The 13,477-nt window shown below is 75.5% G+C and carries 15 protein-coding genes; 12 read left to right on the top strand and 3 right to left on the bottom strand.

From position 1 onward, the window contains the following. Positions 1 to 34 precede the first annotated feature (34 nt). From Cch01nite_RS11320 to Cch01nite_RS11375, 12 genes are all read left to right on the top strand, one after another. Positions 35 to 1,510: an amidohydrolase gene (locus Cch01nite_RS11320; protein ID WP_203753596.1), complete on the top strand. Its 1,476-nt coding sequence runs from the start codon at positions 35 to 37 to the stop codon at positions 1,508 to 1,510. 161 nt (positions 1,511 to 1,671) lie between these two features. Continuing rightward, positions 1,672 to 2,724: a hypothetical protein gene (locus Cch01nite_RS11325; RefSeq protein ID WP_203753599.1), complete on the top strand. Its 1,053-nt coding sequence runs from the start codon at positions 1,672 to 1,674 to the stop codon at positions 2,722 to 2,724. Beyond that, a complete protein-coding gene (locus Cch01nite_RS11330) occupies positions 2,721 to 3,098 on the top strand; it encodes a PadR family transcriptional regulator (RefSeq protein ID WP_239070338.1) in 378 nt (125 codons plus the stop codon). Before Cch01nite_RS11325 ends, Cch01nite_RS11330 begins: the two co-directional genes overlap by 4 nt. Beyond that, the gene (locus tag Cch01nite_RS11335) at positions 3,095 to 3,460 is read left to right on the top strand and encodes a hypothetical protein (protein ID WP_203753602.1); all 366 of its coding nucleotides are present in this window, start codon (positions 3,095 to 3,097) and stop codon (positions 3,458 to 3,460) included. Before Cch01nite_RS11330 ends, Cch01nite_RS11335 begins: the two co-directional genes overlap by 4 nt. Continuing rightward, positions 3,457 to 4,665 carry a hypothetical protein gene (locus Cch01nite_RS11340; RefSeq protein WP_203753605.1) on the top strand — a complete coding sequence of 403 codons (1,209 nt, stop codon included), beginning with the start codon at positions 3,457 to 3,459 and terminating at the stop codon, positions 4,663 to 4,665. The genes Cch01nite_RS11335 and Cch01nite_RS11340 overlap by 4 nt, the downstream gene beginning before the upstream one ends. 42 nt (positions 4,666 to 4,707) lie before the next feature. Then, entirely contained in the window at positions 4,708 to 4,974 is a 267-nt protein-coding gene (gene purS / locus Cch01nite_RS11345) for a phosphoribosylformylglycinamidine synthase subunit PurS (RefSeq protein WP_203753621.1), read from the top strand. Then, positions 4,974 to 5,669 carry a phosphoribosylformylglycinamidine synthase subunit PurQ gene (purQ, locus tag Cch01nite_RS11350; RefSeq protein WP_203753624.1) on the top strand — a complete coding sequence of 232 codons (696 nt, stop codon included), beginning with the start codon at positions 4,974 to 4,976 and terminating at the stop codon, positions 5,667 to 5,669. The genes purS and purQ overlap by 1 nt, the downstream gene beginning before the upstream one ends. 8 nt (positions 5,670 to 5,677) lie before the next feature. Then, on the top strand, positions 5,678 to 6,679 hold the full coding sequence (locus Cch01nite_RS11355) for a GNAT family N-acetyltransferase (protein WP_203753627.1): 1,002 nt from the start codon (positions 5,678 to 5,680) through the stop codon (positions 6,677 to 6,679). Between the two features lie 241 nt (positions 6,680 to 6,920). Beyond that, entirely contained in the window at positions 6,921 to 8,087 is a 1,167-nt protein-coding gene (locus Cch01nite_RS11360; RefSeq protein WP_203753642.1) for an LLM class flavin-dependent oxidoreductase, read from the top strand. A gap of 30 nt (positions 8,088 to 8,117) precedes the next feature. After that, a complete protein-coding gene (locus tag Cch01nite_RS11365; protein WP_203753657.1) occupies positions 8,118 to 9,518 on the top strand; it encodes an NtaA/DmoA family FMN-dependent monooxygenase in 1,401 nt (466 codons plus the stop codon). Between the two features lie 42 nt (positions 9,519 to 9,560). Next, on the top strand, positions 9,561 to 10,367 hold the full coding sequence (locus Cch01nite_RS11370; RefSeq protein ID WP_203753660.1) for a DUF1684 domain-containing protein: 807 nt from the start codon (positions 9,561 to 9,563) through the stop codon (positions 10,365 to 10,367). A 97-nt stretch (positions 10,368 to 10,464) separates the two neighbouring features. Beyond that, complete coding sequence (locus tag Cch01nite_RS11375; RefSeq protein ID WP_203753664.1) at positions 10,465 to 10,944, top strand: pyridoxamine 5'-phosphate oxidase family protein; 480 nt, start codon at positions 10,465 to 10,467, stop codon at positions 10,942 to 10,944. Positions 10,945 to 11,014: 70 nt separating this feature from the next. Here the strand turns inward: Cch01nite_RS11375 and Cch01nite_RS11380 are convergent, their stop codons facing one another. From Cch01nite_RS11380 to Cch01nite_RS11390, 3 genes are all read right to left on the bottom strand, one after another. After that, a complete protein-coding gene (locus Cch01nite_RS11380) occupies positions 11,015 to 11,656 on the bottom strand; it encodes a DUF1345 domain-containing protein (protein ID WP_239070340.1) in 642 nt (213 codons plus the stop codon). Between the two features lie 132 nt (positions 11,657 to 11,788). After that, positions 11,789 to 13,060 carry an O-succinylhomoserine sulfhydrylase gene (locus tag Cch01nite_RS11385; protein ID WP_203753667.1) on the bottom strand — a complete coding sequence of 424 codons (1,272 nt, stop codon included), beginning with the start codon at positions 13,058 to 13,060 and terminating at the stop codon, positions 11,789 to 11,791. Next, positions 13,057 to 13,476 (bottom strand): rhodanese-like domain-containing protein, encoded by a 420-nt coding sequence (locus Cch01nite_RS11390; protein ID WP_203753670.1) that lies wholly within the window; start codon positions 13,474 to 13,476, stop codon positions 13,057 to 13,059. The genes Cch01nite_RS11385 and Cch01nite_RS11390 overlap by 4 nt, the downstream gene beginning before the upstream one ends. Between the last annotated feature and the right edge of the window lies 1 nt (position 13,477).

Consider the following 13,477-nt stretch of genomic DNA (forward strand, 5'->3'; position numbering starts at 1 on the left):
CTCTCAGGCAGACGAGGCTAGCGAGGTCGAAGGTGTGAGCAACATCACATTTGGGACAAATCACCCGGTGGTCCTCACCGGTGCACGGCGCGTCGGCGGCGCCGGGCCGGTCGACGTGCTCGTGCGCGACGGCCGGATCGCCGCGCTCGGTGCCGGGCTCGACGCAGGCCCCCGGGCGGAACGCGTCGCGCTCGACGGCCGGTTCGTCGTCCCCGGCCTCTGGGACGCGCACACGCACCTGACGCAGTGGGCCCTCGCCCGCCGGCGGCTCGACGTGTCCGGAGCGCGGTCGGCGGCCGAGGCGGTCACGCTCGTCGCCCGACGCCTCGCGGCCGACCCGCCGCCCGCCGGCGTCGCGCTCGTGGGAGCGGGGTTCCGGGACGCCCTCTGGCCCGACTCGCCGACCGCCCGGCTTCTCGACGAGGTCGCGGCGGAGGTGCCCGTCGTGCTCGTCTCCGGCGACCTGCACTGCGCCTGGGCGTCGACCGCCGGGCTCCGGTTCCTCGGCGTCACCCACCCCACGGGGCTGCTGCGCGAGTCCGAGTGGCTGCCGCTGCAGGGCGCCGTCGACCACGTGCCCGACGACGTCGCCGACGCCCTCGTCGGCGACGCGCTGCGTGCCGCCGCGACCCGCGGCGTGGTCGGCGTCGTCGACCTGGAGATCGCCGACAACCTCGCCGTCTGGCGCCGCCGCCGCACCCCGCCGGTCCGGGTGCGCGCCGGCGTCTGGGAGGACCACCTCGACCGCGTCGTCCGCGAGGACCTGCACACCGGCGACCGGGTCGCCGACCTCGTCGAGCAGGGCCCCTTCAAGGTCATCACCGACGGCTCGCTCAACACCCGCACCGCCTACTGCCACGACCCCTATCCCGGGTCCTCGCACCGAGGCGTGCTGGCGGTGCCGCCGGAGCGGCTCGTCCCGCTCATGACGTACGCCCGCGCCCACGGCCTGCGGTGCGCGATCCACGCCATCGGCGACGCCGCCAACGGGCTCGCCCTCGACGCGTTCGCCGCGACCGGGGCCGCCGGCTCGATCGAGCACGCCCAGCTGCTCACCGCCGGCGACGTCGCCCGGTTCGCTGAGCTCGGCGTCGTCGCGAGCGTGCAGCCCGAGCACGCGATGGACGACCGGGACGTCGCCGACCACCACTGGGCCGGCCGCACCGACCGGGCGTTCGCGTTCGGCGCCCTGCACCGGGCCGGTGTCCGGCTCGCGCTCGGGTCCGACGCGCCCGTGGCGCCGCTCGACCCGTGGGCCGCGATCGACGCCGCCGTGTGGCGGGCGCGCGACGGGCGGGAGCCGTGGCACCCCGAGCAGCGGATCGACGCGCTGGCCGCGCTCACCTCGTCCGTGGACGGGCGCCCCCTCACCTTGCGGGTCGGCGACCCGGCGGACCTCGCGGTGCTCGACGAGGACCCGCTCGTGCTCGCGGGGGCGGCCGGCGCGCTGCGGTCGATCGCCGTCTCCGGGACGCTCGTCGCAGGGGAGTGGGTGCACCGCGCGATCTGAGCGGAGCGTCCCGCTCGATCGGGTGAGCGTGCGCGCGACGCCCCCGCGTCCGATGGACACCTCTTGTCCGCATATGTCGCCGCGCGATATATGTTCGCGGTGACCTCGCAGATCAGCGGCCGTGCGCGGCGCCCGGACGGGCCTCCGTCGGGCGGCCGGTCGTGACCCGGACCGCCGACGGGTCGTTCGCGCGGTCCGCGCGGTTCTGGCTCCGGGCCTACCCCGCCGACTGGCGCGAGGAACGCGGCGACGAGCTCACGGCCGTCCTCGCGGACCTCGCCGGCCCGGGGGCGCGACGGCTCGACGCCCGGTCCGTCGTCGGCCTCGTCCGCGGGGGACTGGCCGCACGGTGGCGCGTGAGCCCGCCGCTCCTGCCGTACCTCGGCTACATGTCGATGGGGACGCGCGTCGCTCCCGCGTACGCGGCGTGGGCGTGGCGCGACATCCAGCGTCCGCACTACCGCTGGCGTCGGGCGGCTCGCCCGAACGGGGCGGTGGTCATCGTCGTGGGTTCGTCGCTCCTGAGCGACCCGCGCCTCGCCCTCGGCTGGGCCGTCGTGTACGCCGCGCTGGGCGTCGCCATGGCGCTCCTCGTCGATCCCGTGCGTCTGCGGCGGAACGCCCTCGTCCAGCACCTCGGGCCCGGGCCCGGGCGAGCTCCCGCCGCCGGCTGCGTCCGCGTGGCGGTGCCGCGTCGCCGGCTGCGGGCCCGGGACGGCGCCGCCGTGCTGCTCGGCACGGTGGCCGCCTGCGCCACGGTCTGGTCGGTGACCGCGTGGACGACGGTCGGCTGGTTCGGGTCCGTGGCCGCCCGCGACACCGCCGTGCCGCGCGTGCTCGCCGCCGCACTCGTCGTCGGCCTCGTCGCGGCGGCGGTCGTGGTGGGGTGCCACCGCACGTCGCTGCCCGACCCGCCCGAGCAGCCCGACCGCGTCGTCGTCCGGCTCCAGCCGCAGGCGCCCGCGGGCCTCGCCCTGGTGCTCCTCGCGGTCGTCGCGACCGCGGTGCTCGAGGCCACCGGCATCCTGGACGCCCCGATGTCCCTCACGGGGGCCGCGCTGTCCACGGCGATGCTCCCTGCCGCGTGCGTGATCTGGCTCCGGGCGCGCCGGACGGCCGACGACGGGCGCGTGGTTGCCGCCGACCTCGTCCGCGGCGCGATCGGCCGTCCGCCCCGGGTCGAGCCGGCCCAGGCCCTGTGGGTGATGCCGTGACGTTCCGGATGAGCGAGCAGGCCTACCTCGTGCTCGTGGCGCTCGGCGAGGAGCCGCGGCACGGGTACGGCGTCGTGCAGGCGGTCCGGGCGCTGTCCGACGGGCAGGTGCGCCTCGGCGCCGGGACGCTCTACGGGATCCTCGACCGGGCCGTCGGGGCGGGCTACGTCGAGGCGTCCGGCGAGGTCGTCGTCGACGGGCGGCTGCGTCGCTACTACCGGCTCACGCCGACCGGCCTGGCCGCCGTCCGCGCCGAGACGCTCCGGCTGGCCGAGCTCGCCCAGCGCGCGCGACGAGCGCTCGGCGCAGGCCCGACCACCGGCCCGACCACCGGCCCGACCACCGGGCTGCCCGCACTCGGAGGAACGTCATGACACCGGCCCGCCCGCCCCTGGCCGTCCTGCTGCGCTACCGCCTGCTGGGCCGGCGTCCCGCCGCCACGCACGACGACTGGCTCAGGACCGACCTCGACAGCCGCTGGTACCCGGTCCGCTCCGTCCTGCTCGTCACGGCGACGTCCTTCGTCGTCGTGATCGCCGTCTGCTGGGCCGGCGCCGCGCTGGGCTGGTGGTCGCCGCTCGACCCGTTCGTCGTCGTCGCCCTCGGCGTGGTGCACGGCGTCGCGCAGACGGTGCGTGCCGTCCGGCTCCGGGAGGCCGAGCGCGAGCGGTTGTTCGGCGTGCGAGACGAGCTCGGCCGGTTCACGCCGTACCTGCACCTGGAGCGCGACGAGTGAGCGGGCCCGACCCGAGGTTCGAGCGGTCCGTCGCGTTCTGGCTGCGCGCCTACCCGCGCCGCTGGCGCGCCGCCCGCGGCGCGGAGCTCGCAGCGGTCGCCGCCGACCTGGCGAGGCCCGGGGCGGTTCGGCTCGACCTGCGCTCGGCCGCCGGGCTCGTCGCGGGCGGGTGGGCCACGCGGTGGCGGACGCGCCCGCCGCTGCGCGACTACCTGCTCTACCGGTTCGCCGACCGCCGGGTGCCCGTCGAGCACCGCGCGTGGGCGGCCGACGACCTGGAGGGCAGGTTCGCGGGGCTCCGCGTCGGGTTGTCCGGACCGGTCGGGGCGGCCGCAGGCATGCTGATCGCCCGGCGATGGGAGGGCGAGCCTCCGGACTGGGCGTTCGTCGGCCTCTTCTCGGCGCTCCTGGCGACGATGTGGCTCGTGATCTGGCCGGGTCGCCTGGAGAAGTCGCGCCGCAAGCACCTGGTGCCCCAGCAGGGCGAGCCCCTCGTCGACGGGACCCGGGTCTACGAGTGGGTGCCCCGGGACCGGGTGGCGGCTCGTGCGGGGACCCTCACGACGCTCCTCGCGACGGCCCTGCTCGCCCCGGCGGCGTCCGTCGCGTGGCTCGTCGCCCCGCGGCGGGTGGCCACGGTGGCGTGCGCGCCGCCCGACGACGGCGGCGGGTGCTTCGAGACGGTGAGCCTCACCCGGCACGGCGCGGTCGGCCCCGTGCTCGCCGCCCTGGCGGTCGCGCTGCTCGTCGGTGGCGCCGTGGCGTGGCTCGCCGCCCGACGGCTGGACCGGCAGGTCCCGGTGCGCCCGTTCCAGCCGGCCCGGCGGGTCGTCGGTCTGGGCCTGCGCCGGGCGGCCGGAACGGGCCTCGTCGTCGTGCTGGTGCTCGCGGACCTCGCCGCGGAGGCGACCGGCCGGATCGACCTGTGGGCGGGCGCCGTGCTCGCGGTCGTCGCGCTCGCCCTGCTCCCGGCCTGCGCCGTCACGTGGCGCGTCGCGTCGCGGGGGCCGTCGGACCTCGCGTGGTCCGACGTGCGCCGGATCGTGTGGACGGGTCACGCACCGGTCGTGGACCAGCACGGGACCGGCCTCGTCCCGTTCGTCCTCGGACCGGCACCGGCGACGCCCGCGGGGCAGGCCGTCGCGGTCACGGGCGGGGCCCGCGCGGACGGCGCCGAGGCCCCGCGCCCCGACTGGCTACACTGACCGCCGACCCCCCACCGCCGCGCGAACACAGGAGCATCCCCCGTGGGACGAGTCGTCGTCGACGTCATGCCGAAGCCCGAGATCCTCGACCCGCAGGGCAAGGCCGTCGCCGGTGCGCTGCCGCGGCTGGGCTTCGGCCAGTTCGCCGGGGTGCGCCAGGGCAAGCGGTTCGAGCTCGAGGTGGACGGCCCGGTGACGGACGAGATCCTCGCCGCCGCGCGCGCCGCCGGAGAGCAGGTCCTGTCGAACCCCGTCATCGAGGACGTCGTGGCGGTGTACGAGGACACGGACGCGCAGGTCGGCGCCTGATGGCCCGCATCGGCGTCGTCACGTTCCCCGGCACGCTCGACGACCGGGACGCCGCCCGCGCGGTCCGCCTGGCCGGCGCCGAGGCCGTGAGCCTGTGGCACGCCGACGCCGACCTGCACGGGGTCGACGCCGTGGTGCTGCCCGGTGGCTTCTCGTACGGCGACTACCTGCGCGCCGGGGCGATCAGCCGGTTCGCGCCGGTGATGGGCGAGATCGTCGACGCCGCGAACCGCGGCCTGCCGGTCCTCGGCATCTGCAACGGCTTCCAGGTCCTCACCGAGGCGCACCTGCTGCCGGGCTCGATGATCAAGAACGACCACCTGCACTTCGTCTGCCGCGAGCAGGTCCTGTCCGTCGAGAACGTCGACACGGCCTGGACGCGCGACTACGCGCAGGGCGAGCGGATCACGGTCCCGCTGAAGAACCAGGACGGCCAGTACGTCGCCGACGAGCGCACCCTCGACGAGCTCGAGGGCGAGGGCCGGGTCGTGTTCCGCTACCAGGACGTGAACCCGAACGGGTCGCGTCGAGGCATCGCGGGCATCACGAACGCGGCCGGCAACGTGGTCGGCCTCATGCCGCACCCCGAGCACGCCGTCGAGCAGGGCTTCGGCCCGGACGGTGCGCACGGCCCCCGCACGGGCACCGACGGGCTGCGGTTCTTCACGTCGGTCCTGCACGCCCTCGTCGGCTGAGCGCAGGCATGAGCACGACGACCGGGACCGCCACGCTCGCCGTCGTCGACTGGGACGACCCGGACGCCGCCCGGCTGCGCACCGCCCAGCAGGCGGAGCTGCGCGACCGGTACGGCGACGACGACATCGGCCACACCATGACGGGCGAGTCGATCGCCGCGATGGTGCTGCTGCGCGTCGACGGTGAGCCCGTGGCGTGCGGGGCGATCCGTGACGCGTCGGACGAGCTCGGTGCCGGCACCGGCGAGCTCAAGCGGATGTTCGTGCTGCCCGGCCACCGCGGTCGGGGCCACTCCCGGACGGTCCTCGCCGAGCTCGAGCGGATCGCGACGGACCTCGGCTGGCGGCGGCTCGTGCTGGAGACGGGTGTGCTGCAGCCCGAGGCCATCGGGCTGTACCTGCGGGCGGGCTACCGGTCGATCGACAACTTCGGCGAGTACGTCGACGTGGTCGACTCGCGCTGCTTCGAGAAGTCCCTGGTCCCGGCCGCCCCCCGCGCTCGACCGGTCGGGGCGAACGCCCTGACGGTGACCGTCGAGCACGTGACCTGGGACGACCCCGACGCGGCCGCGCTGCGCCGGGCGATGTGGGCGTGGAACTCCGTGCGGTACCCCGCGTACGTCGCGGAGGTCGAGGACGGCATCGGGTACGACGCGGACGACGCCCAGCAGGGCGTCGGCGTCGTGTCGACGCTGCTCGCCCGGGTCGACGGCCGCGCGGTCGGCACCGCGGCGCTGCGGGTCGCCCGCGACGGCTACCCGGCGGGGTCCGGCGAGCTGAAGAAGCTGTACGTGGACGACGCGGCACGCGGTGCCGGTGCGGCGAGAGCCCTCCTCGACGTCGTCGAGCAGGACGCCCGGGCGCAGGGCATGACGAGCGTCGTGCTCCAGACGGGCATCCGGCAGCCCGAGGCGGTCACCCTCTACCTCTCGCGCGGGTACCGCCCGATCGCGCCGTTCGGCCCGTACGGGGACGACCTGACGTCCCTCTGCTTCGCGAAGCAGCTCTGAGGTCCCCGCGCCCGAGGGCGTGACATTCCCGGCCTGAGCAGGGCCTTCTTCGAGCCCGGACCTGTCTCGGATGGCGGGACGACCGGCCGGATCGCTAGGCAGGACGGGCCCGGGTTCGTATCTTGCGCGCGCCCATCCCGAGCGACCGAGAGACCTGGCTCGTCGACGTCGCAGCAACCCCCCGGCCCGTGCAGAACGGATCGGGTGCGGGTGCTCCTGCCAGGCCCGATGGAGGATCCGCATGAGTCGCGCACGTCCCTTCCGCCTCGCCGTCGAGCTGTCCGGCGCGGGGGTCCACCCGGCGGCCTGGCGGCTGCCGCACGCCGACGCGGGGCAGGTGTTCACGGCCCCGTACTGGGTCCGGCTGGCGCAGCACGCCGAACGGGCCGGCGCGACGCTCGTCGTGATCGACGACACGAGCGCCCCCGTCCGTGAGCAGCCCGGTGCGCTCGTCGGCGGGCTGGACGCGATCGGTGTCGCCTCGCTGCTCGGCCCCGTGACGAGCCGCGCGGGCCTGGCCCCGGTGGTGCCGGTGACGTACCTGGAGCCATTCCACGTCGGCAAGGCCGTGCAGACGGTCGACCACGTGAGCCTCGGCCGCGGAGCCGTGCAGGTCGGGATCGCCGCGGTCGCGGGTGCGGACGGTGCGGACGACGAGGCGCGCCGGTACGACGAGCGGACCCCGCGCGACGTCGAGGCGGCATGGCGGGAGGCCGACGACGTCGTCGAGGTCGTCACGCGGCTGTGGGACTCGTGGGAGGACGACGCGATCGTGCTCGACGAGGAGGCCGACCGCTACATCGACCGGGACCGGGTGCACGCGATCGAGTTCACCGGCGAGTTCTTCTCGGTGCACGGCGCGTCGATCACGCCGCGCTCGCCGCAGGGCCGCCCGGTGGTCGTGCTCCGCGGCGACGACCCGCACGCCCTGGCGGTCGCGGCCCGGCGCGCGGACGTGGTGCGGGTCGCGCTCGACGACGCGACGCCCACCCGCGTCGACGCCGTGCGCGCCGCCGTGGCCGACGCCGGCCGCGACCCGGGTGCCGTCACGGTGCTCGTGGACGTCGACGTGCTGCTCGGTGCCGTCGACTCCGAGGCGGGTGCCCGGCTGCGCGCGCTGGACGACCTCACGCGCCGCCGCCCGACGGCGAACGAGCTGGTGGGCGGCGTCCTGGGCGTCGCCGACGGCCTCGCCGACCTGGTCGCCCGCACGGGCGCCGACGGCGTGACTGTCCGGTCGCTCGCGCACGTGACGGACCTGCCGCTGCTCGCCGACGGCGTCGCCCCGCTGCTCCGCGAGCGCGGCCTCCTCGTCGAGCCCACCCCGCAGCCGGGACGTCAGCACGGCACCCTGCGCGACGCGCTCGGCCTGGCCCGCCCCGCCAGCCGGTACGCCACCACGCGCTGACCCCCGCACGAGACCCCCGAGAGCGACACCATGCCGAAGAAGCAGATCCACCTCGCCGCCCACTTCCCGGGCGTCAACCACCACACCGTCTGGACCGACCCGACGCACCGCCCCGAGACCCAGTCGTCGTTCGCGTCCTTCCAGCACCTCGCCGCCACCGCCGAGCGCGGCCTGTTCGACTTCGTCTTCCTCGCCGAGGGCCTGCGGCTGCGCGAGCACCGCGGGCAGCTCGTCGACCAGGACGTCGTCGGTCGCCCGGACACGTACGCGGTGCTCGCCGCGCTCGCGGGCGTGACGACGCACGTCGGCCTCGCGGGCACCATCAACGCGACGTTCAACGACCCGTACGAGCTGGCGCGGCAGTTCGCGACGCTCGACCACCTGTCGGCGGGCCGGGCGGCGTGGAACGTCGTCACGTCGTCGGACGCGTTCCACGGGGCGAACTTCCGCCGCGGCGGCTACCTGGCGTACGCGGACCGGTACGAGCGGGCACGGGAGGTCGTCGAGGCGGCCCGGGCGCTGTGGGACGCGTGGGCGCCCGACGCGCTGCGCGCCGACGCCGCGACCGGCGAGTTCGTCCGCCCGGGCTCGCTCTCGACGGTCCGGACCGGGGGAAGGCTCGTCGACATCGAGGCCGTCCCGTCCCTGCCGCGGCCCCCGCAGGGGCACCCCGTGATCATCCAGGCCGGCGACTCCGACGGCGGCCGCGAGCTCGCCGCCCAGGTGGCCGACGCCGTCTTCTCCCGGCACACCGAGCTCGGCGACGGGCAGGCGTTCTACGCCGACGTCAAGGGCCGCCTCGCCCGGTACGGGCGCCGGCCCGAGGACCTGCTGATCCTGCCGGGGTCGTCGTTCGTGCTCGGCGACACCGCCGCGGAGGCCGAGGAGCGGCTGCGCGAGATCCAGCACCAGCAGATCCGGCCGAGCGTCGCCCGCGCGTTCGTCGAGCAGGTGTGGAACCAGGACCTGTCGGCGTACGACGTCGACGGCCCCCTGCCCGAGGTCGACCCGGTGACGGACGCGCCGTCGGTCACGCAGGGCAAGGCCGGCTTCTTCCGCGACCCGCTCGCCGTCGCGAAGCAGTGGCGCGAGCTGTCCGAGGCGAAGGGCCTGTCGATCCGCGAGCTCGTCATCCAGGTCGTCGGCCGTCACTCGTTCGTCGGCACGCCCGAGCACGTCGCCGCGGAGATCGACCGGTACGTGCAGGAGGACGCCTCCGACGGGTTCATCCTCGTGCCGCACCTCACGCCGCACGGGCTCGACGAGTTCGTCGACCGCGTCGTCCCGCTCCTCCAGGAGCGCGGCTCGTTCCGCACGTCCTACGAGGGCACCACGCTGCGCGGCCACCTCGGCCTCCCGCCGGCCGACGCGTTCGGCCGCACCCGCGCCGCCGACGACGTCGCCTCCGAGGACCTCGTCGCCGTCTCCTGACCGTCCGTCGCACCGCTGCACCCCTTCCCGCAGGAGGACCGCATGACCACCACGACCGACCGCACCGCCACGTTCGCCGCCGACTGGCAGGCCTGGCACGACGAGCGCGAGGCCTACTACCGCGACCCGCACGGCTGGGTCGCCATCACCGCCATCCACTGGCTCACGGCCGAGCCCGTCGCGCTCGAGGGGATCCCGGGCCGCTGGTCGGCGCCGCAGGGCGGCCCGCTGCGCCTCGAGGCCACCGACGCGGACGGCCTGACCCTGGCCGACGGCACCGTGGTCGACGGCGTGGCCGAGCTCGACCCGGTCGAGGGCGCACCGGGCCTGCACGTCCGCTCCGGGGACCTGCTCCTCGAGGTGGCCCGTCGCACCGGCCACGTCATCGTGCGGGTGCACGACCCGCTCGCGCCGCAGCTCGCCGCGTTCCAGGGCATCCCCGCGTACGAGCCCGACGAGCGGTGGGTGGTGACGGGTCGGCTCGAGCGGTTCGACGAGCCGCGCCGCGTGACGACCGGGGGTGTCGTCGAGGGCCTGGAGCACCACCACACGGCCGTGGGCGTCGTCCGGTTCGCGATCGACGGCATCGACCAGGCGCTCACCGTCTTCGACCACGGCACGCGGGGGCTCGGCGTGCTGTTCCGCGACGCGACGAGCGGCGTCACGACCTACCCGGCGTCCCGCACCCTGTCGCTCGGCCCGGTGGCCGACGACGGGACGGTGACGCTCGACCTCAACCGGGCGGCCAACCTGCCGTGCGGCCTCACGCAGTTCGCGACGTGCCCGGTGCCGCCGCCGGAGAACGTCCTGACGGTCTCCGTCGAGGCGGGGGAGAAGTGGGTGCGCTGAGCCTCTGAGCCTGACGGCCGATCCGGATGCGGTCGGGCCACGGTCGACCTACCGTGGCCCGACCGCCTCCGCCCGGGGGCCCGACGAGGAGGTCGCGATGGCGCAGGACGACGTGGCGAAGGTGGCCGAGCTCATCAAGGGCGCCCGCATCGCGATGCTCACCACGGTCGCGGCCGACGGCAGCCTGGTGAGCCGTCCGATGGGCGTGCAGGACGTCGACTTCGACGGCGACCTGTGGTTCTTCGCCGACGCCGACAGCCACAAGGTCGACGAGATCGAGCACGGCAGCCCCGCGAACGCCGCGTTCGCCGACCGCTCGTCGTGGGTCTCCGTGTCCGGGCCCGCCGAGGTGGTCCGCGACACGGCGAAGGCCCGGGAGCTCTGGGGCGCGACGGCGGCGGCCTGGTACCCCGACGGCCCCGAGACCCCGGGGCTCGTGCTCGTGGTGCTGCACGGCGAGACGGCCGAGTACTGGGACTCCGCGGGTGGGCGCCTCGCGACGGTGCTGAGTCTCGTCAAGGCCAAGGTGAAGCACGAGCGCTACGACGGCGGCGAGAACGAGACCGTCCGGCTCTGAGCGCGCCGACCGCCCGGACGGCCGGGGGCGCACCCAGGGGGACCGTGGGCCGGTCGGCCGCGGCGTCGGTTCAGAGCCCGCCGACCAGGGTGACCACGAGCGCGATGATCACGGTGCCGAACAGGTACGACAGCATCGCGTGCGCCAGGGCCGCCCGCCGGAACGCCGACGACTCCAGGTCCGTGTCGGAGATCGCGAAGCTCATCCCGATGGTGACCGCGACGTAGGCGAAGTCCGTGTACCGCGGCGGCTCGTCCTGGTGGAAGTCGATGCCGCCGGGCGTGCCGCCGAAGAACATCCGCGCGTACCGCAGCGCGAAGACCGTGTGGATCGCCGCCCAGGACGCGACCACGCTCGCCACCACCGCGAGGGTGGGCAGCGCGTCGCCGTCGTCCGGCCCGACCAGCACGACGGTCACGCCGGCGAGGCTGACGAGCGCCCCGACCACCACGACCAGGTGGGCGCCGGTCCTCGTGGGCTCCTCGCGGGTGGCGTGCGCGGAGGTCTGCGCAGAGTCCATCGGGCCGACCACCGCCCAGGTGGAGACGACGAACAGGACCGCGGTCGTCGCCCATCCCGCGAGCACCGCGACGACCAGCGACGTCCAGACGACGACGAGCGCCACCGCGACGCCGATGACGACGCCGATCCCGAGGCGGGCCAGGGGGACGACGTCGCGCGTCCGACGTCGCGGGGACGAGGTGGCTGTCACAGGGCCCAGTGAACCGCGCAGCGCGCCGCCGGGCCACGAGCCGACCTGCTCGCGCGCCGCGGCGCCCCCGAGCCCGACCTGCCCGGGCGCCGGCGGCCGACGCCGTCGGCGCGGGCCGTCGGTGCGTCGAGCTCAGTCCGGCAGCCGGTCCAGCGCCTGCGTGAGGTCGTCGATCAGGTCGTCGACGTCCTCGAGCCCGACGGACAGCCGCACCGTCGACTCGGCGATCCCCACCTTGGCCCGCCCGTCGGGGCCGAGCTTGCGGTGCGTCGTCGTCGCCGGGTGCGTGACCATCGACTTCGCGTCGCCGAGGTTGTTCGAGATGTCGAGGATCCGCAGCGAGTCGAGCACGCCGAACGTGGCCTTCTTCGCGACGTCGGCGGACGCCCCCTCGGGCACGCGCAGGTTGAACGTCACGACGGTCCCGCCGCCCGACTGCTGCGCGAGCGCGAGCTCGTGCTGCGGGTGGGACGTCAGGTACGGGTAGCGGACGAGGGCCACGCCGGGCTGCTGCTCCAGCCACGTCGCGAGCCGCAGGGCCGACGCCGTCTGGTGCTTCACGCGCAGCGACAGCGTCTCGAGGCCCTTGAGCAGCACCCACGCGTTGAACGCGGACAGCGACGGGCCGGTGTTCCGGATGAGCGTCTGGACGGGCCCGCGCACGTACTCCTCGCTGCCGAGGATCGCACCGCCGAGCACCCGGCCCTGGCCGTCGATGTGCTTGGTCGCCGAGTACACGACGACGTCGGCGCCGAGGTCGAGCGGGCGGGACAGCACGGGCGTCGCGAACACGTTGTCGACGATCACGAGCGCGCCCGCGGCGTGCCCGAGCCGGCTGACGGCGGCGATGTCGACGAGGTCCTGCATGGGGTTCGACGGCGTCTCGAAGAACACGACGTCCGCGGGGGTGGCGAGGGCCTCCTCCCACTGCGAGAGCACGTGCCCGTCGACGTAGTCGGTGCGCACGCCCCACTTGGCGAGGATCTCGTCGAAGATCACGACGGACGACCCGAACAGCGCCCGCGCGGCGACGACGCGCGACCCCTGCTGCAGGACGGCGGCCAGCGCGGTGAACACCGCGGACATGCCGGTCGCGGTCGCGTACGCGGCCTCGGCGCCCTCGAGCAGCCGGAGCCGCTCCTCGAACGTGGAGACGGTCGGGTTGTTGTACCGGGAGTACAGGAAGCGGTCCCGCTCGCCGGCGAAGGCCGCCTCGGCCTCGGCCGCGGAGTCGTAGGTGTACGCCTGCGTGAGGTAGATCGCCTCGGAGACCTCGTGGAACTCGGAGCGGACGAGCCCGCCGCGCACGGCAAGGGTGTCGGGGCGCAGCGAGTCGCGCCCGACCCGCCGGTCGTCCCAGTCGAGCGGGCCGGGGACCCGGGCCCCGTCCGGGCGGCCGCTCACTTCTGCCGCCACGGCAGGCCGGCGGCGCGCCAGCCCTCGTGCCCACGCTGGCCGTCCGGCCCGATGCCGCCCTCGAAGCCCTCGAGCACGTTGTACGCGGGACCGAGCCCGGCGGCCGTCGCGGCCTGCGCGGCGGCGATCGACCGGACCCCGGACCGGCACAGGAACACGACCGGACGCTCGTCGCCGGGCACGAGGCCCGCCTCGGCGAGCTGCGTGAGGAACAGCGGGTTCTGGCGGCCGGACGGTGCCTGCACCCACTCGACGAACGCGGCGCGGCCGCCGAGGGCGTCGGCGTCGGGGACGCCGATCTGCTGCCACTCCCCGTCCGTGCGCACGTCGACGAGCACGGCTCGCTCGTCGGTCGTGAGCAGCTCCCACGCCTGCTGCGGCGTCAGGTCACCTGCGTAGCTCATC

The organism is Cellulomonas chitinilytica, assembly GCF_016862675.1.
GTDB classification, from domain to species: Bacteria; Actinomycetota; Actinomycetes; order Actinomycetales; family Cellulomonadaceae; genus Cellulomonas; species Cellulomonas chitinilytica.